The 20,524-nt window shown below is 59.9% G+C and carries 32 protein-coding genes and 2 pseudogenes; 4 read left to right on the plus strand and 30 right to left on the minus strand.

From position 1 onward, the window contains the following. Nucleotides 1-246: 246 nt before the first annotated feature. Nucleotides 247-627 (plus strand): YkvA family protein, encoded by a 381-nt coding sequence (locus RWJ89_RS32715; RefSeq protein ID WP_131640318.1) that lies wholly within the window; start codon nt 247-249, stop codon nt 625-627. A 23-nt stretch (nt 628-650) separates the two neighbouring features. Continuing rightward, entirely contained in the window at nt 651-1,004 is a 354-nt protein-coding gene (locus RWJ89_RS32720; RefSeq protein ID WP_011651430.1) for a lysozyme inhibitor LprI family protein, read from the plus strand. 58 nt (nt 1,005-1,062) lie between these two features. On the opposite strand, the gene ilvD is transcribed toward RWJ89_RS32720, so the two are convergent. After that, nucleotides 1,063-2,901 carry a dihydroxy-acid dehydratase gene (ilvD, locus tag RWJ89_RS32725; RefSeq protein ID WP_316032023.1) on the minus strand — a complete coding sequence of 613 codons (1,839 nt, stop codon included), beginning with the start codon at nt 2,899-2,901 and terminating at the stop codon, nt 1,063-1,065. Between the two features lie 334 nt (nt 2,902-3,235). Between ilvD and msrP the strand changes: the two genes are divergently transcribed. Together msrP and msrQ are read left to right on the plus strand one after the other, a co-directional pair. After that, nucleotides 3,236-4,183, plus strand: coding sequence for a protein-methionine-sulfoxide reductase catalytic subunit MsrP (msrP, locus tag RWJ89_RS32730; protein ID WP_077976460.1), 948 nt, complete (start codon nt 3,236-3,238; stop codon nt 4,181-4,183). Next, a complete protein-coding gene (gene msrQ / locus RWJ89_RS32735; protein WP_131640319.1) occupies nt 4,183-4,839 on the plus strand; it encodes a protein-methionine-sulfoxide reductase heme-binding subunit MsrQ in 657 nt (218 codons plus the stop codon). The genes msrP and msrQ overlap by 1 nt, the downstream gene beginning before the upstream one ends. A gap of 11 nt (nt 4,840-4,850) precedes the next feature. Here msrQ and RWJ89_RS32740 read toward each other — a convergent pair. The 29 genes and pseudogenes from RWJ89_RS32740 to tuf all read right to left on the minus strand — a co-directional run. Further along, nucleotides 4,851-5,173: pseudogene (locus RWJ89_RS32740) on the minus strand (DUF2809 domain-containing protein); the annotation flags it as partial. A gap of 85 nt (nt 5,174-5,258) precedes the next feature. Further along, the gene (rplQ, locus tag RWJ89_RS32745) at nt 5,259-5,681 is read right to left on the minus strand and encodes a 50S ribosomal protein L17 (RefSeq protein ID WP_003558556.1); all 423 of its coding nucleotides are present in this window, start codon (nt 5,679-5,681) and stop codon (nt 5,259-5,261) included. 177 nt (nt 5,682-5,858) lie between these two features. After that, entirely contained in the window at nt 5,859-6,869 is a 1,011-nt protein-coding gene (locus RWJ89_RS32750; protein WP_003547579.1) for a DNA-directed RNA polymerase subunit alpha, read from the minus strand. Between the two features lie 97 nt (nt 6,870-6,966). Next, nucleotides 6,967-7,356, minus strand: coding sequence for a 30S ribosomal protein S11 (rpsK, locus tag RWJ89_RS32755; protein ID WP_003547577.1), 390 nt, complete (start codon nt 7,354-7,356; stop codon nt 6,967-6,969). Between the two features lie 133 nt (nt 7,357-7,489). Then, nucleotides 7,490-7,858, minus strand: coding sequence for a 30S ribosomal protein S13 (gene rpsM / locus RWJ89_RS32760; RefSeq protein ID WP_011651425.1), 369 nt, complete (start codon nt 7,856-7,858; stop codon nt 7,490-7,492). A 222-nt stretch (nt 7,859-8,080) separates the two neighbouring features. Next, nucleotides 8,081-8,731 (minus strand): adenylate kinase, encoded by a 651-nt coding sequence (locus tag RWJ89_RS32765; protein ID WP_017963910.1) that lies wholly within the window; start codon nt 8,729-8,731, stop codon nt 8,081-8,083. Continuing rightward, nucleotides 8,728-10,068 (minus strand): preprotein translocase subunit SecY, encoded by a 1,341-nt coding sequence (gene secY, locus RWJ89_RS32770; RefSeq protein WP_003547569.1) that lies wholly within the window; start codon nt 10,066-10,068, stop codon nt 8,728-8,730. Before secY ends, RWJ89_RS32765 begins: the two co-directional genes overlap by 4 nt. A 234-nt stretch (nt 10,069-10,302) precedes the next feature. Then, nucleotides 10,303-10,779 carry a 50S ribosomal protein L15 gene (gene rplO / locus RWJ89_RS32775; protein ID WP_003547567.1) on the minus strand — a complete coding sequence of 159 codons (477 nt, stop codon included), beginning with the start codon at nt 10,777-10,779 and terminating at the stop codon, nt 10,303-10,305. A 16-nt stretch (nt 10,780-10,795) separates the two neighbouring features. Then, entirely contained in the window at nt 10,796-11,005 is a 210-nt protein-coding gene (gene rpmD / locus RWJ89_RS32780; protein WP_003547566.1) for a 50S ribosomal protein L30, read from the minus strand. A 14-nt stretch (nt 11,006-11,019) separates the two neighbouring features. Further along, nucleotides 11,020-11,589: a 30S ribosomal protein S5 gene (gene rpsE, locus RWJ89_RS32785; RefSeq protein WP_003547565.1), complete on the minus strand. Its 570-nt coding sequence runs from the start codon at nt 11,587-11,589 to the stop codon at nt 11,020-11,022. 131 nt (nt 11,590-11,720) lie between these two features. Then, nucleotides 11,721-12,083, minus strand: a complete 363-nt coding sequence (rplR, locus tag RWJ89_RS32790) for a 50S ribosomal protein L18 (protein WP_003547564.1) — start codon at nt 12,081-12,083, stop codon at nt 11,721-11,723. Between the two features lie 12 nt (nt 12,084-12,095). Beyond that, nucleotides 12,096-12,629 (minus strand): 50S ribosomal protein L6, encoded by a 534-nt coding sequence (gene rplF / locus RWJ89_RS32795; protein ID WP_017963907.1) that lies wholly within the window; start codon nt 12,627-12,629, stop codon nt 12,096-12,098. Between the two features lie 42 nt (nt 12,630-12,671). Further along, a complete protein-coding gene (rpsH, locus tag RWJ89_RS32800) occupies nt 12,672-13,070 on the minus strand; it encodes a 30S ribosomal protein S8 (protein WP_003547562.1) in 399 nt (132 codons plus the stop codon). Nucleotides 13,071-13,082: 12 nt separating this feature from the next. Continuing rightward, complete coding sequence (gene rpsN / locus RWJ89_RS32805; RefSeq protein ID WP_003547561.1) at nt 13,083-13,388, minus strand: 30S ribosomal protein S14; 306 nt, start codon at nt 13,386-13,388, stop codon at nt 13,083-13,085. A 32-nt stretch (nt 13,389-13,420) separates the two neighbouring features. Further along, a complete protein-coding gene (rplE, locus tag RWJ89_RS32810) occupies nt 13,421-13,978 on the minus strand; it encodes a 50S ribosomal protein L5 (protein ID WP_020049537.1) in 558 nt (185 codons plus the stop codon). Then, entirely contained in the window at nt 13,971-14,279 is a 309-nt protein-coding gene (gene rplX, locus RWJ89_RS32815) for a 50S ribosomal protein L24 (protein ID WP_003547559.1), read from the minus strand. The genes rplE and rplX overlap by 8 nt, the downstream gene beginning before the upstream one ends. A gap of 11 nt (nt 14,280-14,290) precedes the next feature. Continuing rightward, nucleotides 14,291-14,659 (minus strand): 50S ribosomal protein L14, encoded by a 369-nt coding sequence (gene rplN, locus RWJ89_RS32820; protein ID WP_003547558.1) that lies wholly within the window; start codon nt 14,657-14,659, stop codon nt 14,291-14,293. 259 nt (nt 14,660-14,918) lie between these two features. Beyond that, nucleotides 14,919-15,158: a 30S ribosomal protein S17 gene (rpsQ, locus tag RWJ89_RS32825; protein WP_003547557.1), complete on the minus strand. Its 240-nt coding sequence runs from the start codon at nt 15,156-15,158 to the stop codon at nt 14,919-14,921. 12 nt (nt 15,159-15,170) lie between these two features. Continuing rightward, a complete protein-coding gene (gene rpmC / locus RWJ89_RS32830) occupies nt 15,171-15,371 on the minus strand; it encodes a 50S ribosomal protein L29 (RefSeq protein WP_003547556.1) in 201 nt (66 codons plus the stop codon). Between the two features lie 12 nt (nt 15,372-15,383). After that, on the minus strand, nt 15,384-15,797 hold the full coding sequence (gene rplP / locus RWJ89_RS32835) for a 50S ribosomal protein L16 (protein WP_003547555.1): 414 nt from the start codon (nt 15,795-15,797) through the stop codon (nt 15,384-15,386). Between the two features lie 36 nt (nt 15,798-15,833). After that, nucleotides 15,834-16,565: a 30S ribosomal protein S3 gene (rpsC, locus tag RWJ89_RS32840; RefSeq protein ID WP_003547554.1), complete on the minus strand. Its 732-nt coding sequence runs from the start codon at nt 16,563-16,565 to the stop codon at nt 15,834-15,836. Then, the gene (gene rplV / locus RWJ89_RS32845) at nt 16,565-16,954 is read right to left on the minus strand and encodes a 50S ribosomal protein L22 (protein WP_003547553.1); all 390 of its coding nucleotides are present in this window, start codon (nt 16,952-16,954) and stop codon (nt 16,565-16,567) included. Before rplV ends, rpsC begins: the two co-directional genes overlap by 1 nt. Nucleotides 16,955-16,956: 2 nt before the next feature. Continuing rightward, complete coding sequence (gene rpsS, locus RWJ89_RS32850) at nt 16,957-17,235, minus strand: 30S ribosomal protein S19 (RefSeq protein WP_003547552.1); 279 nt, start codon at nt 17,233-17,235, stop codon at nt 16,957-16,959. A gap of 15 nt (nt 17,236-17,250) precedes the next feature. Next, on the minus strand, nt 17,251-18,087 hold the full coding sequence (gene rplB, locus RWJ89_RS32855; RefSeq protein WP_077976456.1) for a 50S ribosomal protein L2: 837 nt from the start codon (nt 18,085-18,087) through the stop codon (nt 17,251-17,253). Nucleotides 18,088-18,098: 11 nt separating this feature from the next. Further along, on the minus strand, nt 18,099-18,392 hold the full coding sequence (locus RWJ89_RS32860; protein WP_003547550.1) for a 50S ribosomal protein L23: 294 nt from the start codon (nt 18,390-18,392) through the stop codon (nt 18,099-18,101). Then, the gene (rplD, locus tag RWJ89_RS32865; protein WP_003547549.1) at nt 18,389-19,009 is read right to left on the minus strand and encodes a 50S ribosomal protein L4; all 621 of its coding nucleotides are present in this window, start codon (nt 19,007-19,009) and stop codon (nt 18,389-18,391) included. Before rplD ends, RWJ89_RS32860 begins: the two co-directional genes overlap by 4 nt. 13 nt (nt 19,010-19,022) lie before the next feature. Then, complete coding sequence (gene rplC / locus RWJ89_RS32870; RefSeq protein ID WP_003547548.1) at nt 19,023-19,664, minus strand: 50S ribosomal protein L3; 642 nt, start codon at nt 19,662-19,664, stop codon at nt 19,023-19,025. Between the two features lie 39 nt (nt 19,665-19,703). After that, nucleotides 19,704-20,012, minus strand: coding sequence for a 30S ribosomal protein S10 (rpsJ, locus tag RWJ89_RS32875; protein WP_003547547.1), 309 nt, complete (start codon nt 20,010-20,012; stop codon nt 19,704-19,706). Nucleotides 20,013-20,166: 154 nt separating this feature from the next. Continuing rightward, nucleotides 20,167-20,524: pseudogene (gene tuf / locus RWJ89_RS32880) on the minus strand (elongation factor Tu); the annotation flags it as partial.

Consider the following 20,524-nt stretch of genomic DNA (forward strand, 5'->3'; position numbering starts at 1 on the left):
TTGAATCCTCTTGAGCAACGTTTTAGAGCATGATGCCGAAAAGTGTGAGCGGTTTTCGGACGGCATCATGCTCTAACTATTTAATAGCGAACAGGACTCAGATTTTAGGCCGAACCGGCCCAAAATCATCCTGTTCTGCGGCCCGACGCTAGAAAGGAAAGAGGGCGGAAGCATGGAAGAACAAGGCGAGAGGGCGTCTTGGAAACCGGTTGAAGTCATTGTGAATTTGATTCAGGAAGATTGGCCATGCAACTGATATCAAAAGCCAAAAACTGGGCGAAGTCACTGAAGCGTGACATCGTGGCCCTATGGCTTGCCGCCCGCGATCCCCGCGTACCGTGGCATGCCAAAGCGGTGGCCGGCGCCGTTGCCGCCTACGCGCTGTCGCCCATCGATCTCATCCCCGATTTCATCCCCATCCTCGGCTATCTCGACGATCTCTTCATCGTGCCGCTCGGTATCATGCTGGCGATCCGGCTCGTGCCAGTAGAGGTGATGAACGAGCTTCGTATGGAGGCGACAAGGCGCACCGAGCGTCCCTCCGGCCGGGTCGGACTGATCTTCATCCTTGCCGTCTGGCTCATCTGCATCATCTTCCTGGCTCTGGCACTGCGGAAGCTAACCTGACCGGCAGCAATGGGAACATATGAATGATCACGACAAGAACGACGACAGCGGCCCTCGGCTTTGCGATCCTGCTCATTGGATCGAACCTGGCACAGGCAGCAAGCTTCGATTGCGATGCGAAAGAATTGAAGGCGGATGAAAAAGCGATCTGCGACAACCGCGCCCTCAACGACGCCGATGTGAAGATGGTGACGACTTTCGAGCTGCTCTCCGGCCTGCTGGCGATGGGTTCGCGCGGAACATTGCAGGACGAACAGACGGCCTGGCTGAAGAAACGGCAGGAATGCGGGGCAGATGCAACTTGCATCAAGGCTGCCTATGACGAGCGGCTGAAGCAACTCGGCGAGTCTTATAAAAACATCAACCGGCCGCTTTGAAAGCGACCGGTCGGTAGAGCACCTGACTTCTAATCAGTAGGTCGTCGGTTCAGATGAGTCAGCGGGCGTTCAGATCGCGCACGGCACCGCGGTCCGCACTCGTTGCGAAGGCGGCGTAGGCCTTTAGCGCGGTCGTGACGTTGCGCTTGCGTACTTCTGTGGGATACCAGCCCTTGGCGTCCTGTTCGGCGCGGCGGGCGGCGAGTTCGGTCTCGCTGACACGCAGGCTGATCGTGCGGTTGGGGATGTCGATATCGATCATGTCACCTTCGCGCACCAGGCCGATCGTGCCGCCATTTGCCGCCTCCGGCGAAGCGTGGCCGATCGAGAGGCCGGAAGTGCCGCCGGAGAAGCGGCCGTCGGTGATCAGCGCGCAGGCCTTGCCGAGACCCTTCGACTTCAGATAGCTCGTCGGATAGAGCATTTCCTGCATGCCTGGGCCGCCCTTCGGACCTTCGTAGCGGATGACGACGACGTCGCCGGCCTTCACCTCGTTGGCAAGGATCGCCTTGACCGACGAATCCTGGCTTTCGAAAACGCGGGCGGGGCCGGAGAACTTCAGGATCGATTCATCGACGCCGGCGGTCTTGACGATGCAGCCGTCGATCGCAAGGTTGCCCTTGAGCACGGCAAGGCCACCATCCTTGGAGAAGGGATGCTCGACCGAGCGAATGACGCCGTTCTCGCGGTCGGTGTCGAGATCGTCCCAACGGGATTCCTGGCTGAAGGCGACTTGGGTCGGGATGCCGCCGGGAGCGGCACGATAGAAGTTCCGGACAGTTTCGCTGTTGGTGCGGGTGATATCCCAGCGGTCGATCGCATCACCCAGCGTCTCGGCATGCACAGTTAGGCAATCGCGGTTCAAGAGACCGCCCTTGTCGAGTTCGCCGAGGATCGACATGATGCCGCCGGCGCGGTGGACGTCTTCCATGTGCACATCGCTCTTGGCGGGGGCGACCTTCGACAGGCACGGCACCCGGCGCGACAGTGCATCGATATCGGCCATGGTGAAATCGATCTCGCCTTCATGGGCGGCGGCAAGAATGTGCAGGACCGTATTGGTGGAACCGCCCATGGCGATATCGAGCGTCATAGCATTCTCGAAGGCCTGCTTGGAAGCAATGGTGCGCGGCAGCGCCTTGACGTCATCCTGCTCGTAATAACGGCGGGCGAGATCGACAATAAGATGACCGGCCTCGACGAAGAGGCGCTTGCGGTCGAGATGGGTGGCAAGCGTCGAGCCGTTGCCGGGCAGCGACAGGCCGAGGGCTTCTGTCAGGCAATTCATCGAATTGGCAGTGAACATGCCGGAGCAGGAACCACAGGTCGGACAGGCCGAGCGTTCTATGGTCTGGACGTCCTCGTCGCTGATCTTGTCATCGGCAGCGGCAACCATAGCATCGACGAGGTCGAGTGCATGCGTCTTGCCGTGCATCACGACCTTGCCGGCTTCCATCGGACCGCCCGAGACGAAGACGGTCGGGATATTGAGGCGTAGCGACGCCATCAGCATGCCGGGAGTGATCTTGTCGCAGTTGGAGATGCAGACCATGGCGTCGGCGCAATGGGCATTGACCATGTATTCGACGCTGTCGGCGATGAGCTCACGCGAGGGCAGCGAATAAAGCATGCCGTCATGGCCCATGGCGATACCGTCATCGACGGCGATCGTGTTGAACTCCTTGGCAACACCGCCGGCCGCCTCGATCTCGCGGGCAACGAGCTGGCCAAGGTCTTTCAGGTGCACATGGCCGGGCACGAACTGGGTGAAGGAATTCACCACAGCGATGATCGGCTTGCCGAAATCCGAATCCTTCATGCCCGTCGCGCGCCAAAGGCCGCGGGCGCCCGCCATGTTACGGCCATGGGTCGTGGTTCTGGAACGGTAAACTGGCATCAGTGTCTTCCTCAACGTGTCGGAATTATCAGGCGAAGCCGGGCGGCATGGAGCCTGCAGGCCGGGCAAACGCTGCTTTTTGGAATTGTCCTAATCCAATCGACGGGGGCTGTCACTACCGGGAAGCCCAAATCCGGTACGCCGGGGAGAAGCGCCATGAGGCGCATCGATCATATACGGTTCGACGCGACGTTTTGTTACAGCCTATTCCATCACGACCGAACACAAAAAATTGGCTTCACGTCTGTAATATTCAAGGCTTAGACACTAATCCGAACATGCGGGCGGGTCATTTAAAGACTATATTGTAGAAATCCGCCCAGGAGATTTCGACATGCCAACCTATCGCCCAACGAAGATCGCCTCATCAGAGATCACGCCGCGCCAGATCTATCTGCGGCGTCGTGAATTCCTCGGCGCGGCAGCGCTTGGCGCCATGGGGCTCTACAGCGCCGGCAAGGCGAGTGCTGCGGCCCTCTCCGCCGTTGAGAGCAAGTACAAGGTCGACGAGAAGGCGACGCCGATCAAGGACGTCACGACCTACAATAATTTCTATGAATTCGGCCTCGACAAGGGCGATCCCGCCGCTCTTTCCGGCGATTTCAAGCCGCTGCCCTGGACGGTTAAGGTGGACGGCATGGTCAACAAGCCGGGCACCTTCGACCTCGAGGCGCTGATCAAGGAATTCCCGATCGAGGAGCGCACCTACCGGATGCGCTGCGTCGAGGCCTGGTCGATGGTCATCCCCTGGGACGGCTTTCCGCTGGCGTCGCTGCTCGACAAGGTGGAGCCGCTCGGTAGCGCCAAATACGTCGCCTTCGAAACTGTGGTGCGACCAGACGAGATGCCTGGGCAGAAGGGTTTCTTCCAGTCACTCGACTGGCCCTATGTCGAGGGTCTGCGCCTGGATGAGGCACGCCATCCGCTGACGCTGCTGGCCGTCGGGCTCTATGGCGAAACCCTGCCGAACCAGAACGGCGCGCCGATCCGCCTGGTCGTGCCGTGGAAATACGGCTTCAAGGGCATCAAGTCGATCGTCAGGATCACGCTCACCGACCAGCAGCCGAAGAATACATGGCAGGTCACCAATCCGCAGGAGTATGGCTTCTACGCCAATGTCAACCCTGAGGTCGACCACCCGCGCTGGAGCCAGGCCAGCGAACGGCGCATCGGCGAGAGCGGCTTCTTCGGCGCGAGCCGCCATCCCACCCTGCCCTTCAACGGCTATGCCGACGAAGTCGCAAGCCTTTATGCCGGCATGGACCTGAAGGCGAATTTCTGATGGCGGAACTGTCGCTCGCCCTCCCGAAGCGCTGGCAGCCCGCCTCCGTCTGGCTGCTTTATGTCGTCGGGCTCGTGCCTGCGGCGTGGACTTTCTATCTCGGCGCGACCGATCAGCTCGGCGCCGACCCTGTCAAGACTTTCGAGCTCTTCCTCGGCATCTGGACGATCCGTTTCCTGATCGCAACGCTTGCCGTTTCCCCTGCCCGCGACCTTTTCGGCTGGAACTATTTGCGTTACCGCCGCGCGCTTGGCCTGCTGACCTTCTATTACGCGCTGATGCATTTCACCGTCTACATGGTGCTCGACCAGGCGATGGATATTGCCGCCGTCATCAACGACGTGCTGAAGCGCCCCTTCATCATGTTCGGCATGGCCGGACTTGCGATGCTCATTCCGCTGGCGCTGACATCCAACAATTTCTCGATCCGCCGGCTCGGCAAGAACTGGATCTGGCTGCATCGCCTCGTCTACATCATCGCCGCGTGCGGGGCGCTGCACTTCGCGCTCTCGACCAAGATCCTCGACCTGGAGCAATACATCTATGTCGGGCTGATCATCGCGCTCATCCTCTATCGCTCCTACCGGCCGATCGCACGCAACAAGCAGAAGGGCAAAGGGCGGACCCGCAATCGCGCAGTGGCGTCGGCCTCGTGAGACGGCAGGCTTACCGCAGTCCGGCGTGCCGGATCAAAGGCGCAGGCCGCGGCCATGCCGATTGCATAAGCCAGCAGGTTCCAAAGCGAAAAGATCCGGCCAAGCAGCAGGGCGCCTGCCGTGGTCAGCCGAAACGCGTCGAGCCGTGACCTTGCGGCTATGAGCGCCACGAGCAGATAAACCATCGCTCCCCAGAGTGCCACCACATGACGACGATGAAAGGCAGATCGGCCGCATAGCCAAACCTGCGGAGCGCCAGCCCGAGAACGATGACAAGAAACAGGGCGGCGAGACGAAGGAACTGCGGGGAGCGAGCCTGAATGATTTTGCGCAATGGAGCCGGTCCCGTCACCATATCAGAAACAAAAACAGCCGGGCTTTGTGAGCCCGGCTGTTTTGTTTCCGCCGGAGCGGAAGATTTAAGCGGCGACGGCCTGCTCTTCAGCAGCGACGCGGGCCTTGTCGGCAGCACCCTTGGCATAGGCATCGCGGTCAACGAATTCGATCACGGCCATGGCGGCATTGTCGCCCTGGCGGAAGCCGGCCTTCATGATGCGCAGGTAGCCGCCGTTGCGGGTGGCGTAGCGCGTTGCGATCGTGTCGAACAGCTTCGAAACGACGGCAGCATCGCGGATCTGCGAGATCGCCTGACGGCGAGCGTGCAGGTCGCCGCGCTTGCCGAGCGTTACGAGCTTCTCGACGATCGGGCGGATTTCCTTGGCCTTCGGCAGGGTCGTGACGATCTGCTCGTGGGTAATCAGCGAAGCCGCCATGTTGGCGAACATCGCCTTGCGGTGGCTTGCAGTTCTATTCAGCTTGCGGCCGGCTTTACCATGGCGCATTGCTATTCTCCTTTAATGCAGGTGCCCTTACGCTAAATGGGCCTGCCGTTTCCTGGCACATGCAGGCGATCGGCCTGCTGTTTGACGGGGAAAGGCAGCCGAAAGAGCCTGCCTTTTGTTATGTTCTTGCGATCGGCGTGCGAGCGGAAAACCGCTTTACACTTTTCCTCACGCCGCTCAGTACTGGTCTTCGTAACGCTTGGCGAGATCTTCGATGTTCTCGGGCGGCCATGCCGGCACTTCCATGCCGAGGTGCAGGCCCATGGAAGCGAGAACTTCCTTGATTTCGTTCAGCGACTTGCGACCAAAATTCGGCGTGCGGAGCATTTCTGCTTCGGTCTTCTGAATGAGGTCGCCGATGTAGACGATGTTGTCGTTCTTCAGGCAGTTTGCCGAACGGACCGACAGTTCGAGTTCGTCCACCTTCTTCAGGAGAGCCGGGTTGAAAGCGAGTTCGGTGACTGCTTCCTCTTCGGTTTCCTTCTGCGGCTCGTCGAAGTTGACGAAGACGCCAAGCTGATCCTGGAGGATGCGCGCCGCAAAAGCGACGGCGTCTTCGCCGGTGATCGAGCCATCGGTTTCGATGGTCATGTTCAGCTTGTCGTAGTCGAGAACCTGTCCTTCGCGGGTATTTTCAACCTTGTAGGACACCTTCTTGACCGGCGAATAGAGGCTGTCGACCGGGATGAGACCGATCGGAGCATCTTCCGCACGATTGCGTTCGGCCGGAACGTAACCCTTGCCGTTATTGACGGTGAACTCCATGCGGATCTCGGCGCCCTCGTCGAGCGTGCAGATGACATGCTCGGGGTTGAGGATTTCGATATCGCCGACCGTCTGAATGTCGCCAGCCGTGACAACACCCGGGCCCTGCTTACGCACGACCATGCGTTTTGCATCATCGCCATCCATCTTGATGGCGATTTCCTTGATGTTGAGCACGATGTCCGTGACGTCTTCGCGGACGCCCGGAATCGAGGAGAATTCATGCAGCACGCCATCGATCTGCACCGCCGTGACGGCAGCACCGCGCAGCGAGGAGAGCAGAACGCGGCGAAGCGCGTTGCCGAGGGTGAGGCCGAAGCCGCGCTCCAGCGGTTCGGCAACAAGCGTCGCCCTGGTGCGCGAGCTCGAGGAGAACTCCACCTTGTTCGGCTTGATCAGTTCCTGCCAGTTCTTCTGAATCATGAGTTTGCCTTCCGTTCGTTGCCACCATCCAATCGTGGCAACCGAGCTTGAAAACCACCGGGAGCGCACAGGCGCTCACCGGTGACGAGAGCGATGATCAGACGCGGCGCTTCTTGCGCGGACGGCAGCCATTGTGCGGGATCGGGGTCACGTCGCGGATGGACGTGATCATGAAACCTGCAGCCTGAAGCGCGCGCAGAGCCGATTCACGACCCGAACCCGGACCGCAGACTTCGACTTCCAGCGACTTCATGCCGTGCTCCTGGGCCTTCTTGGCGCAGTCTTCGGCAGCGATCTGGGCAGCGAACGGGGTCGACTTGCGCGAGCCCTTGAAGCCCTTGGCGCCAGCCGACGACCAAGCGATCGCATTGCCCTGCGCATCGGTGATGGTGATCATCGTGTTGTTGAAGGTCGAGTTGACGTGAGCGACACCCGACGAGATGTTCTTGCGCTCGCGACGGCGAACGCGGACGGCTTCCTTAGCCATGGTATTCCTTTCGTTGATCTCTTCACCGCCGTAATGCCAGCGGCTACACCGGAACGGCGCCTATATGGTCCCGCTCCAAACTCAAAAGAGGCCGGCGCAGACCGCCAGCCTCCCCACCCCGGTTTCCCGGAAATTACTTCTTCTTGCCAGCGATTGCCTTTGCCGGGCCCTTGCGGGTGCGGGCATTGGTATGCGTGCGCTGACCGCGGACCGGAAGGCCGCGGCGATGACGCAGGCCGCGGTAGCAGCCGAGGTCCATCAGGCGCTTGATGTTCATCGCGGTATCGCGACGAAGATCGCCTTCGACCTGATAGTCACGGTCGATGGCTTCGCGGATCTGAAGGACTTCTGCGTCCGTCAGCTGATGCACACGACGTTCGGCCGGGATACCGACCTTTGCGACGATTTCCTGTGCGAATTTCGGACCGATCCCGTGAATGTAGGTCAGCGCGATAACAACGCGCTTCGCAGTCGGGATGTTGACGCCAGCGATACGTGCCACGCCTGTTCTCCTTGCATTCCAGTTGCCATCCGGCAAGTGGGCTTCGTTATGCGGCTCTTGAGAACCGCCCGTTCAGATTTACGTCCGTAACATGTCAAAACGACCGCACCCGGACTTCCCTGGGAAATCCGCGCCGATCGCATGGAATGTCGCGAGTTGGCGCGGTGTTTAGCGGAATCACTGCTGAAAAGCAACCGTTCCGCCAAGTTTATTTTCAAAGCCTTAAAGCTTCGAAAGAATGCTTTCGACCTCAGCCGTCACCTGATCGATTTCTGCCATGCCGTCCACGGACTTGAGCTTGCCCTTGGCATGGTAATAGCCGATCAGCGGTGAGGTCTCCTTGTAGTAGACTTGCAGCCGAGCCGTCATGGTCTCCGGGGTGTCATCGGGCCGGCGCTTGAAGTGCGTGGAACCGCACTTGTCGCACACGCCCTCGGCAGCCGGAACCTTATCGGTATCGTGATAGACGCTGCCACACTGTGCACAGGAGTAGCGACCGGCGACACGTCGGATCAACTCGTCATCATCGACACGGAATTCAATGACAACGGAGAGGCCGAGACCCTTTGCCTTCAGCATCGCCTCGGTGGCGTCCGCCTGGACGAGCGTCCTGGGGAAGCCGTCGAGGATGAAGCCGTTGGCGCAATCGGGTTGATCGATACGCTCGGAAACGATGGCAATGACGATCTCATCCGAGACGAGCTTGCCGGCGTCCATGACCGCCTTCGCACGCTTGCCGACATCGGTGCCGGCGTTAACCGCTGCACGCAGCATGTCCCCCGTGGAAAGCTGCGGAATGCCGTGCTTTTCCACGATCCGCTGGGCCTGGGTTCCCTTACCCGCGCCCGGCGGCCCCAAAAGGATAAGTCTCATCGCCCCCTCTTTCCTCCACGCAACTTCGATTTCTTGATCAGGCCTTCGTATTGCTGCGCGATCAGGTGACCCTGGATCTGTGCAACCGTGTCAAGAGTTACGCTAACCACGATCAAAAGCGAAGTCCCACCAAGGGCTAACGGAATGCCGGTTTGCGACACCAATATCTCCGGAAGGATGCAGACGAAGACGAGATAGAGCGCGCCGATCACCGTGATTCGGGTCAGCACATAGTCGATATATTCGGCGGTGCGGTCGCCCGGACGGATGCCGGGAATGAAGCCGCCATGCTTCTTCAGATTATCAGCCGTATCCTTCGGATTGAAGACGATGGCCGTATAGAAGAAGGCGAAGAAGGCGATCAGCGCCGCATAGAGCACCATATAGAGTGGCTGGCCATGACCGAGGGCCGCGACGATCGATGTCGCCCAGGAGGGCATTGCCGTGGTGCTGGCAAAGCCCGCAATCGTTGCCGGCAGAAGCAGCAGCGACGATGCGAAGATTGCCGGAATGACACCTGATGTATTGAGTTTCAACGGCAGGTGGGACGTATCGCCCTGGAACATCCGGTTGCCGACCTGGCGCTTCGGATACTGGATCAGCAGCCGGCGCTGGGCGCGCTCGACGAAGACGATGATGGCGATGACAGCGATCGCGACGATGATCACGAGCAGGATCAGCGGGGTCGACAGCGCGCCGGTGCGGCCGAGTTCGAGCGTGCCGGCAAGAGCAGTGGGAAGGCCGGCGGCGATGCCGGCGAAGATGATCAGCGAGATGCCGTTGCCGATGCCGCGCGAGGTGATCTGCTCGCCGAGCCACATCAGGAACATCGTGCCGCCGAGCAGCGTCAGAACGGTGGAGACGCGGAAGAACCAGCCCGGGTCGACGACCAAGCCTTGGCCGCTTTCAAGGCCGGCGGCAATGCCATAGGCCTGCAGCGCACCGAGGATAACGGTACCGTAGCGGGTATACTGGTTGATGATCTTACGGCCCTGCTCGCCTTCCTTCTTGAGGTTTTCGAGCGCCGGCACGACCGAAGTCATCAGCTGCACGATGATCGAGGCAGAAATATAGGGCATGATGCCGAGCGCGAAGATCGCCATGCGCTCAACGGCGCCGCCCGAAAACATGTTGAAAAGGCCGAGAATGCCGCCTGCCTGGCCGCGGAAAGCCTGGGCATAGGCTTCAGGATTGAGGCCTGGAAGCGGAATATGCGTGCCGAGTCGGTAGACGAGGAGAGCTGCCAGTGTGAACCACAAGCGCTTCTTCAAATCCTCGGCTTTGGCGAAGGTCGAAAAATTGAGGTTGGATGCCAATTGTTCCGCTGCAGAAGCCATGCATTTCTCCGCGCTACCAATTCCGGCGTCTCTGGGGGACAGACCGGACCCGGAATCAGTATGAAATTATTCAAAACCGGGCTTAGGACGGATTGCAACGCAACCCCATGCCTCACCCTTGTTTTCGAGTCTTACCGGCATGACGCGGGCGCGCCAGCCAAGTTTTTGTGAGGCCCACATATGGGAGCAAAATCGCCCGGTGTGAAGCACCCCGGGCGATATATCATCAGATTATTATTCGGCTGCAGCCGGAGCCGAAAGCAGCGTCACGGTGCCGCCGGCCTTTTCGATCTTCTCGACGGCAGGCTTGGAGGCGCCTGCAACGACGATGGTGATCTTGGCCTTGATCTCGCCGTCGGCGAGAACGCGAACGCCGTCCTTGACGCGGCGGATGACACCAGCAGCCTTGAGGGCAGCTGCGTCAACGGTCGTCTTGGCATCGAGCTTGCCGGCGTCGATCGCCGTCTGGATACGGGCCAGCGACACGACAACAAAATCGGAAGCGAAAATGTTGTTGAAGCCGCGCTTCGGCAGGCGACGATAAATCGGCATCTGGCCGCCTTCGAAGCCATTGATGGCGACGCCGGAACGGGACTTCTGACCCTTCACGCCGCGACCACCAGTCTTGCCCGAGCCCGAGCCGATACCGCGGCCGAGGCGCTTGCGGCTGTGGGTCGAGCCTTCATTGTCTTTAATTTCATTGAGTTTCATGAGCGTTTCCTCCGTCTCACTTCTCGTCGACGACGCGAACGAGATGCTGGACAGCACGGATCATGCCGCGAACGGAAGGGGTATCCTCCAGCGTGCGGCGACGGTGCATCTTGTTCAGTCCGAGACCGATCAGCGTGCGCTGCTGGACATCCGGACGGCGAATCGGGCTGCCGATCTGTTCGATCGTGACAGTCTTCGCTTCAGCCTTCTTAGTAGCCTTGGCCATCTGTCAAACTCCTCTTATTCTTCAGAGGCGTTGCCGGAGGCGCTACGACGAGCCTGCAGCGTTGCATACTTGATGCCGCGCTGAGCTGCGATGTCCTTCGGGTGAACCTGGTGCTTCAGAGCGTCGAAGGTGGCGCGAACCATGTTGTAGGGGTTCGACGAACCGGTCGACTTGGCGACGACGTCGTGCATGCCGAGCGTCTCGAATACGGCGCGCATCGGGCCGCCGGCGATGATGCCGGTACCGACCTTGGCCGAGCGCAGCAGAACCTTGCCAGCGCCGTGGCGGCCATGAACGTCGTGATGCAGCGTACGGCCGTCACGCAGCGGTACGAAGATCAGTTCGCGCTTGGCGGCTTCGGTTGCCTTGCGGATGGCTTCCGGCACTTCACGTGCCTTGCCATGGCCGAAGCCGACGCGGCCCTTCTGGTCGCCGACGACGACGAGTGCTGCGAAACCGAAACGACGGCCGCCCTTGACGACCTTGGCGACGCGGTTGATCGCGACAAGCTTGTCGACGAATTCGCTATCGCGCTCTTCACGGCTCTGGCGGTCGTCCCGCTGCGGCCTTCTTTCCTGTGCCATTGTCCTCTTCCTTTTTCTTTTCCGGGTGCAATCGGCAAACAAATGTGGACCGCATCAGCCTCCCCTTTCGGAGAGTGCCTGCGGTCCGGCGAAAATCCGGCCGGCGCTTGAGGCGTCCGGCCGGAAACTGATCAGAAGGTGAGACCGCCTTCGCGGGCCGCTTCGGCGAGAGCCTTGATGCGGCCGTGATAGATGAAGGCGCCACGGTCGAACACGACTTCCGTAACACCGGCCTTGGAGGCGCGCTCTGCGAGGAGCTTGCCCACAACGGTAGCGGCGGCGGTATCGGCACCGGTCTTCAGAGAACCGCGCAGATCCTTCTCGAGGGTGGAGGCAGACGCAAGCGTCTTGCCGGCCACGTCATCGATGACCTGGGCGTAGATGTTCTTCGAGGAGCGATGAACCGACAGGCGTGGACGGCCATTGGCCACCGACTTGAGATGACGGCGCACGCGGTTGGCACGACGTGCAAGTGCTTCTTTCCTGCTAGCCATTTCGCGTGATCCTTACTTCTTCTTGCCTTCTTTGCGGACGATCCGCTCGTCAGCGTACTTGACGCCCTTGCCCTTGTACGGCTCGGGACCGCGATATTCGCGGATTTCGGCGGCAACCTGACCGACCTGCTGCTTGTTGATGCCGCTGACGACGATTTCCGTCGGCTTCGGAACAACGATCGAGATACCGACCGGCGGCTCGTAGATCACGTCGTGGCTGAAACCGAGGGCCAGCTGCAGGTTCTTGCCCTGCATGGCGGCGCGGTAACCGACGCCGTTGATTTCAAGCTTGCGCTCGAAACCGTCCTTGACGCCCTTGAAGATGCCTTCGATCATCGTGCGGGACATGCCCCACTTTGCGCGCGCATCCTTGGTCTGGTTCACCGGCGTCACGACGACGGCGTTATTTTCAAGCTTGAGGCTGATTTCGTCGTTAGCAACGAAAAACAGCTCGCCCTTCGGGCCCTTTGCAGTCACCTTCTGGCCATCGACCGTAGCCGTGATCCCAGCAGGCACCTGAACGGGCTTCTTACCGATACGAGACATGTTTCAATCCTGTCTGTTCGCTATGGAGATCCCTGCCCGATCTTAGAAGACCGAGCAAAGAACCTCGCCACCAACGTTCTGTTCGCGAGCCTGGTGATCGGCCATCACACCCTTCGGAGTCGAAAGGATGGTGATGCCGAGACCGTTCGCGACCTGCGGAATGGACTTGACCGAGACATAAACCCGGCGGCCCGGCTTGGACACGCGGCCGATCTCACGGATCACCGATGCGCCTTCATAATATTTCAGCTCGATGCTGAGTTCCGACTTGCCATTGCCGAAATCGACAACGGAATAGCCACGGATGTAGCCTTCGGACTGCAGAACATCGAGAACACGTGCACGGAGCTTCGAAGCAGGCGTCGAAACCGACGACTTGCGGCGGGAAGCGCCGTTACGGATGCGAGTGAGCATATCGCCCAACGGATCAGTCATTGTCATGTAACCTGCTCCTTACCAGCTCGACTTGACGATACCCGGCACCTTGCCGAGATTGCCGAGTTCACGCAGCGCAATACGCGACATGCGCAGTTTGCGGTAATATGCGCGCGGACGCCCCGAAACTTCGCAACGGTTGCGAATACGGGTCTTCGATCCATCACGCGGCAGGGATGCCAGCTTGATCGAGGCCTTGAACCGCTCTTCGATCGGAAGAGCCTGGTTCATGATGATCGCCTTCAACCCAGCCCGCTTAGCGGCCTGGTTAGCGACCGTAGTACGGCGGCGCTTGTTCTTTTCAACTGCGCTTGTCTTCGCCATGTCAGGTTCCTTTTCTACGCTCGTCGTTACGGTTATTGACGGAACGGGAAGCTGAACTCTTTCAGAAGAGCTCGTGCTTCGTCGTCGGTCGTCGCCGTCGTGCAAACGATGATGTCCATGCCCCACATCTGATCAACCTTGTCGTAGTTGATCTCAGGGAACACAATGTGCTCCTTGATGCCCATGGCGAAGTTGCCACGGCCGTCAAAGCTTTTCGGGTTCAGGCCGCGGAAGTCGCGAACGCGCGGGAGCGCGATGTTCACGAGACGGTCCATGAACTCGTACATGCGGGCGCCGCGCAGGGTGACCTTCGCGCCGATCGGCATCTGTTCGCGGAGCTTGAAGCCTGCGATAGAGTTACGTGCGCGGGTGATGACCGGCTTCTGGCCGGCAATCGCTGCGAGGTCGGCGGCAGCTACCGTCGGCTTCTTCGAGTCAGCGGTCGCTTCGCCGACACCCATGTTGATCACGATCTTGTCGAGCTTCGGAATCATCATCTCGTTGGCGTAGGAGAACTGCTCCTGCATCGCCTTGCGGATGCGCTCGACATATTCCTTCTTGAGCCGCGGCTCATATTTTGCCTCAGCCATCGATCACTTCTCCAGAACGCTTGGCCACACGGACCTTCTTGCCGTCAACAACCTTGAAACCGACGCGGGTCGGCTTGCCGTCCTTGTCGATGATTGCAACGTTGGAGAGGTGAACCGGGGCTTCTTTGTTGATGATGCCGGCTTCCTGGGTCTGCGTCTGGCGCTGGTGGCGCTTGACGACGTTGACGCCACGAACAACGGCACGATCTTCCTTCGGCATGACCTGGACAACTTCGCCGGTACGGCCCTTGTCCTTGCCAGCGAGCATGACGACCTTGTCGCCCTTACGAATCTTCTGCATCGCTTCGCTCCTTACAGTACTTCGGGAGCCAGCGAGATGATCTTCATGTGGTTCTTGGCGCGAAGTTCGCGCGGAACCGGTCCGAAGATACGGGTGCCGATCGGCTCTTTCTTGTTGTCGATGAGGACTGCTGCGTTGGTGTCGAAGCGGATGACGGAGCCATCCGCACGACGGATGTCCTTGGCGGTGCGAACGACAACCGCCTTCATCACGTCACCCTTCTTCACGCGGCCGCGCGGGATCGCTTCCTTGATCGAAACGACGATGACGTCGCCGATCGAGGCATACTTGCGCTTCGAGCCGCCCAGCACCTTGATGCACATGACACGACGTGCGCCGGAATTATCCGCGACGTCGAGGTTTGTTTGCATCTGAATCATATCAGGTCGCCTTCTTGGTTTACCGGAATGGTTGGGCTAGCCCCCTACTCCGGCTTATGAAAATTTTCGCCGGCCGAGCTGCCATGACGGCAGCACAGACGCGGCAATAGCTGAATAGCGCGGGATCGATCGTGCCAGGGTGGTTTCCCGAACGGGACCTTCCGTGCGCTCAAAGCAAAAGAACGCCCGGCATTCGAGCGTTCTGACGCTGCTTCATACAGATATTTCGGCGAGACGCAAGGCCTCGCGCAAAATTCTGTTACTTGCCCTGGGCGGAAATCACCGTCCAGCGCTTGTCCTTGGAGATCGGCGCGCATTCCTCGATGGATACGGTATCGCCAATCTTGTACTGATTGTTCTCGTCGTGGGCCTTGTACTTCTTGGAACGACGAACGGTCTTCTGGAGCAGCGGGTGAGCGAAACGACGCTCGACACGAACCACTACCGTCTTCTCGTTCTTGTCGCCAACGACGACGCCCTGCAGGATGCGCTTCGGCATATTTTTCTTCCTTTAGGCCTTAACTTCTGCCGCCTTCTGGCGGGCAATGGTTTTCACGCGGGCGATGTCCTTGCGGACTTCGTTGATGCGCGAGGACTTTTCGAGCTGGCCGGTCGCCTTCTGGAAGCGCAGGTTGAACTGCTCCTTCTTCAGCTTGGCAAGCTCGTCCTTGAGTTGGTCGGCGGTGAACCCGCGAACGTCTGAGGCTTTCATGAGCTCAATCCCTTACTCTGCAATGCGCTGAACGAAGCGCGTCTTGACCGAGAGCTTGGCAGAGCCGAGGCGAAGCGCCTCACGGGCGATTTCTTCGCTGACACCGTCGATCTCGAACATCATACGGCCAGGCTTGACCTTGCATGCCCAATATTCAACGGAGCCCTTACCCTTACCCATACGGACTTCGGTCGGCTTTTTGGTTACCGGAACGTCCGGGAACACGCGGATCCATACACGGCCGGCGCGCTTCATATAACGCGTGATCGCGCGGCGGGCCGCTTCGATCTCGCGCGCGTTGACGCGGTTGGGTTCCTGTGCCTTCAGGCCGAATTCGCCGAATGCCAGGTCAGAACCGCCCTTGGCGACGCCCTTGATGCGGCCCTTGAACTGCTTGCGGTACTTGGTACGCTTTGGCTGCAACATTTTCTTATTCTCCGAACTTCTCTGCCACGCGCGCTATCAAGCGTTGTCGCGGCGACGGTCTCTGTCGCGGTCACGATCACGGCTCGCCGGACCCTGGGCGTCACCTTCCATCGCGCGGCGCTCGGAAGCCATCGGATCATGCTCAAGGATTTCGCCCTTGAAGATCCAGACCTTGATGCCGCAGATGCCGAACGCGGTTTCTGCTTCAGCCGTGCCGTAGTCGATGTCGGCGCGCAGCGTGTGCAACGGCACACGACCTTCGCGGTACCATTCCGTACGGGCGATTTCAGCGCCGCCGAGACGGCCAGCGCAGGTGATCTTGATGCCTTCGGCGCCAAGACGCATCGCGGACTGAACGGCACGCTTCATGGCGCGACGGAAAGCCACGCGACGCTCGAGCTGCTGTGCGATCGACTGAGCGACCAGCGTCGCATCGACTTCGGGCTTGCGCACTTCGACGATGTTGAGGTGCGTTTCCGAATTGGTCATCTCCGACAGCTTCTTGCGGAGCTTGTCGATGTCAGCGCCCTTGCGGCCGATGATCAGGCCTGGACGTGCCGAGTGGATCGTGACGCGGCACTTCTTGTGCGGACGCTCGATGACCACCTTGGAGATCCCGGCCTGCTTCAGTTCGCTCATGACGAACTTGCGCATCTTCAGGTCTTCGTGCAGCAGCTGACCGTACTCGGCATTGTCCGCAAACCAGCGGCTATCCCAGGTACGGTTGATTCCGAGACGGAAACCGATTGGATTGATTTTCTGACCCATTATGCGGCCTCCTCTGCTGCCTGCACTTCACGAACGACGATCGTCAGGTGCGCGAAGGGCTTTTCGATGCGCGACGCGCGACCGCGGCCACGAGCGTGGAAACGCTTCATGACGATCGACTTGCCGACATAGGCCTCGGCGACAACCAGCGAGTCGACGTCGAGATCGTGGTTGTTCTCGGCGTTGGCGATCGCAGATTCGAGCGTCTTCTTGACGGCGCCTGCGATGCGCTTGCGGGAGAACTCCAGCTCAGCGAGTGCGCGCTCGACCTTCTTGCCGCGGATAGCCGCAGCAACCAGGTTGAGCTTCTGGGGGCTGACGCGGAGCGTGCGGGCGACTGCTTGCGCCTCGTTGTCCTTCAGCCGGCGTTCGGCTTTTGCCTTGCCCATTGTTACTTCCTCTTCGCCTTCTTGTCCGCGCCGTGACCGTAGTAGGTGCGGGTCGGAGAGAATTCACCGAATTTGTGACCGACCATGTCTTCATTGACACTGACCGGGATATGCTTGCTGCCGTTGTAGACGCCGAAGGTGAGACCGACGAACTGCGGCAGGATCGTGGAGCGACGGCTCCAGATCTTGATCACTTCACTACGACCGCCTTCACGAACCTTCTCAGCCTTCTTGAGAAGATAGCCGTCAACGAACGGACCTTTCCATACTGAACGAGCCATTGGAGACTTCCTCTCTTACTTCTTACGCTGATGACGCGAGCGCATGATCATCTTGTCGGTCGACTTGTTCGACCGGGTGCGCTTGCCCTTGGTCGGCTTGCCCCACGGTGTCACCGGATGGCGACCACCGGAGGTGCGGCCTTCACCACCGCCGTGCGGATGGTCGACCGGGTTCATGACGACACCGCGGTTATGCGGACGCTTGCCGCGCCAAACGGTACGACCGGCCTTGCCGTCGTTGATGTTGGCGTGATCAGGGTTGGAGACGGCGCCGATCGAAGCAAGGCAGGAGCCATGGACGAGACGCTGTTCACCGGAGTTCAGGCGAAGGATCGCCATGCCCTGGTCGCGGCCGACGAGCTGTGCGTAACCACCGGCGGAGCGAGCGATCTGACCACCCTTGCCCGGCTTCATTTCCACGTTGTGGATGATGGAGCCGACCGGAATGAACTGCAGCGGCATGGTGTTGCCGGGCTTGACGTCGACAGCCTTCTCGGAAGCGATGACCTTGTCACCGGCAGCGAGGCGCTGAGGAGCGAGGATATAAGCCTTCTCGCCGTCAGCATAGTTCACCAGCGCGATGAAAGCCGTACGGTTCGGATCGTATTCGATACGCTCAACCGTGCCCTCGACATCGAACTTGCGACGCTTGAAGTCGACTAGACGATAGGTGCGCTTGTGACCGCCGCCGATGAAGCGGGCGGTGATGCGGCCGAGGTTGTTACGACCGCCACTCTTGGTCAGACCTTCCGTCAGCGCCTTGACCGGCTTGCCCTTGTAGAGGGCGGAGCGGTCGACGATGACGAGCTGGCGCTGGCTCGGGGTGATCGGATTGAAAGTTTTCAATGCCATTTTCTTATACCTCAGAGACCGGTGGAGACGTCGATCGTCTGGCCTTCAGCCAGCGTCACAACAGCCTTCTTCACGTCCTTCTGCTTGCCGACGAAACCGCGGAACCGCTTGGTCTTGCCCTTGCGCAGCAGAGTGTTGACAGCCGTGACCTTGACGCCGAACAGCGCCTCGACCGCAGCCTTGATTTCCGGCTTCGTCGCCTGCTTGGCGACATTGAAAACAACCTGGTTGTTTTCGGATACCAGCGTGGACTTTTCGGTGATCGCCGGAGAGACGATCACATCGTAGTGGCGAAGATCGGTCACTTGAATCGCTCCTCTAGCGCTTCAACCGCAGCCTTGGAAAGCACGAGCTTGCCGCGGCGCACGATGTCATAAACGTTGATGCCCTGGATCGGCAGAACATCGATGTTCGGGATGTTCTGAGCTGCGAGCTTGAAGTTGCCATCAAGCTCTGCGCCGCCGATGAAGAGGGCGTTGGTCAGGCCGAGCGTCTCGAAAACGGACGCGAGCGACTTGGTCTTGGCTTCAGCGGCAACCAGGTTGTCGATGACGATGACGTCATCGGCCTTGATCTTGGCCGAAAGGGCGTGGCGAAGGCCGAGTGCGCGAACCTTCTTCGGAAGATCGTGCTCGTGGCTGCGGACGACCGGGCCGTGAGCCTTGCCGCCGCCGCGGAACTGCGGAGCGCGAGCCGAATGGTGACGGGCGCGGCCCGTACCCTTCTGCTTGTACATCTTGGCGCCGGTGCGCGAAACTTCCGCGCGGCCCTTAGCCTTGTGCGTGCCCTGCTGCTTCTTGGCAAGCTGCCAGCGGATGACGCGGGCGAGAATGTCTTCGCGGGGCTCGAGGCCGAAAATCGCGTCCGAAAGGGAAACCTTCCCGGCGTCTTTTCCCTCGAGGGTCTTGACGTTGAATTCCATTGATCTGGCTCCCTTACTTCGCGGCCGACTTGACGGCGTCGCGCACGATGATCCAAGCACCCTTGGAACCAGGAACAGCACCCTTGATCAGGATCAGACCACGATCTTCGTCGGTCGAAACTACTTCCAGGTTCTGCGTCGTGACGCGCGTCTGGCCCATGTGACCAGCCATCTTCTTGTTTTTGAAAACCTTGCCCGGATCCTGGCGCGAGCCGGTCGAACCGTGCGAACGGTGCGACACCGACACACCGTGCGTAGCACGCAGACCGCCGAAACCGTGGCGCTTCATGGCGCCGGCAAAACCCTTACCGATCGTCGTGCCCGTCACGTCGACGAGCTGACCGGCTGCAAAGTGACCTGCCTTGATCTCAGTGCCGACTTCGAGCAGTTGATCTTCCGACACGCGGAATTCCGTCAGCTTGGCCTTCGGCTCGACGTTGGCAATGGCAAAGTTGCCGCGCATCGCCTTCGACGTGTTCTTCACCTTCGCCTGGCCGGCACCGAGCTGAACTGCGGTATAGCCATTCTTTTCGACAGTGCGCGTGGCTACGACCTGGCAGCCTTCCATACGCAGTACCGTTACCGGGACATGCTCGCCGGCGTCGTTATAGACGCGGGTCATTCCCACCTTCTGTGCAATCACACCTGAACGCATCGGTTCAATCCTTCTCACTCAGCCCGAAGACCCGAGGTCTCAGAGCTTGATCTCAACATCGACACCGGCGGCGAGATCGAGCTTCATCAGCGCGTCTACCGTCTGCGGGGTCGGGTCAACGATATCGAGAAGGCGCTTATGCGTGCGCATCTCGAACTGTTCGCGGCTCTTCTTGTCGATGTGCGGGGACCGGTTGACCGTAAACTTCTCGATGCGGGTCGGAAGCGGAACGGGGCCCCGGACGCTTGCACCGGTGCGCTTAGCCGTCGATACGATCTCACGCGTTGAGGCGTCGAGAATCCGGTGATCGAACGCCTTCAGGCGGATGCGGATATTCTGGCCGTTCATTCGACTTTATCCTTGTGTCTGTTATCCGCGTGTCACCGCTTAGGGACACGACTTACCTTCAGTTACGTTAGCGGGCCACCGGTTTCAAAGATCGAGAGGGACACCGAGATCGGCGTCCCTATCCTTTCCTTGGGCCAGGTGGCCCAGCCGCTAATTACTCGACGATCGACGCGACGATACCGGCGCCGACGGTGCGGCCGCCTTCGCGGATGGCGAAACGCAGCTTTTCTTCCATCGCGATCGGAACGATCAGCTCGACCGATACCGTGACGTTGTCGCCCGGCATCACCATCTCCGTACCTTCCGGCAGCGTCACGATGCCCGTCACGTCGGTCGTGCGGAAGTAGAACTGCGGACGGTAGTTGGTGAAGAACGGCGTATGACGGCCACCCTCTTCCTTCGTCAGGATGTAGGCTTCTGCCATGAACTTCTTGTGCGGCTTGACTGAACCCGGCTTGCACAGAATCTGGCCACGCTCAACGCCATCACGGGTGACGCCGCGGATCAGCGCA

The organism is Rhizobium sp. 10PS4, assembly GCF_032464805.1.
Taxonomy (GTDB): domain Bacteria; phylum Pseudomonadota; class Alphaproteobacteria; order Rhizobiales; family Rhizobiaceae; genus Rhizobium; species Rhizobium laguerreae.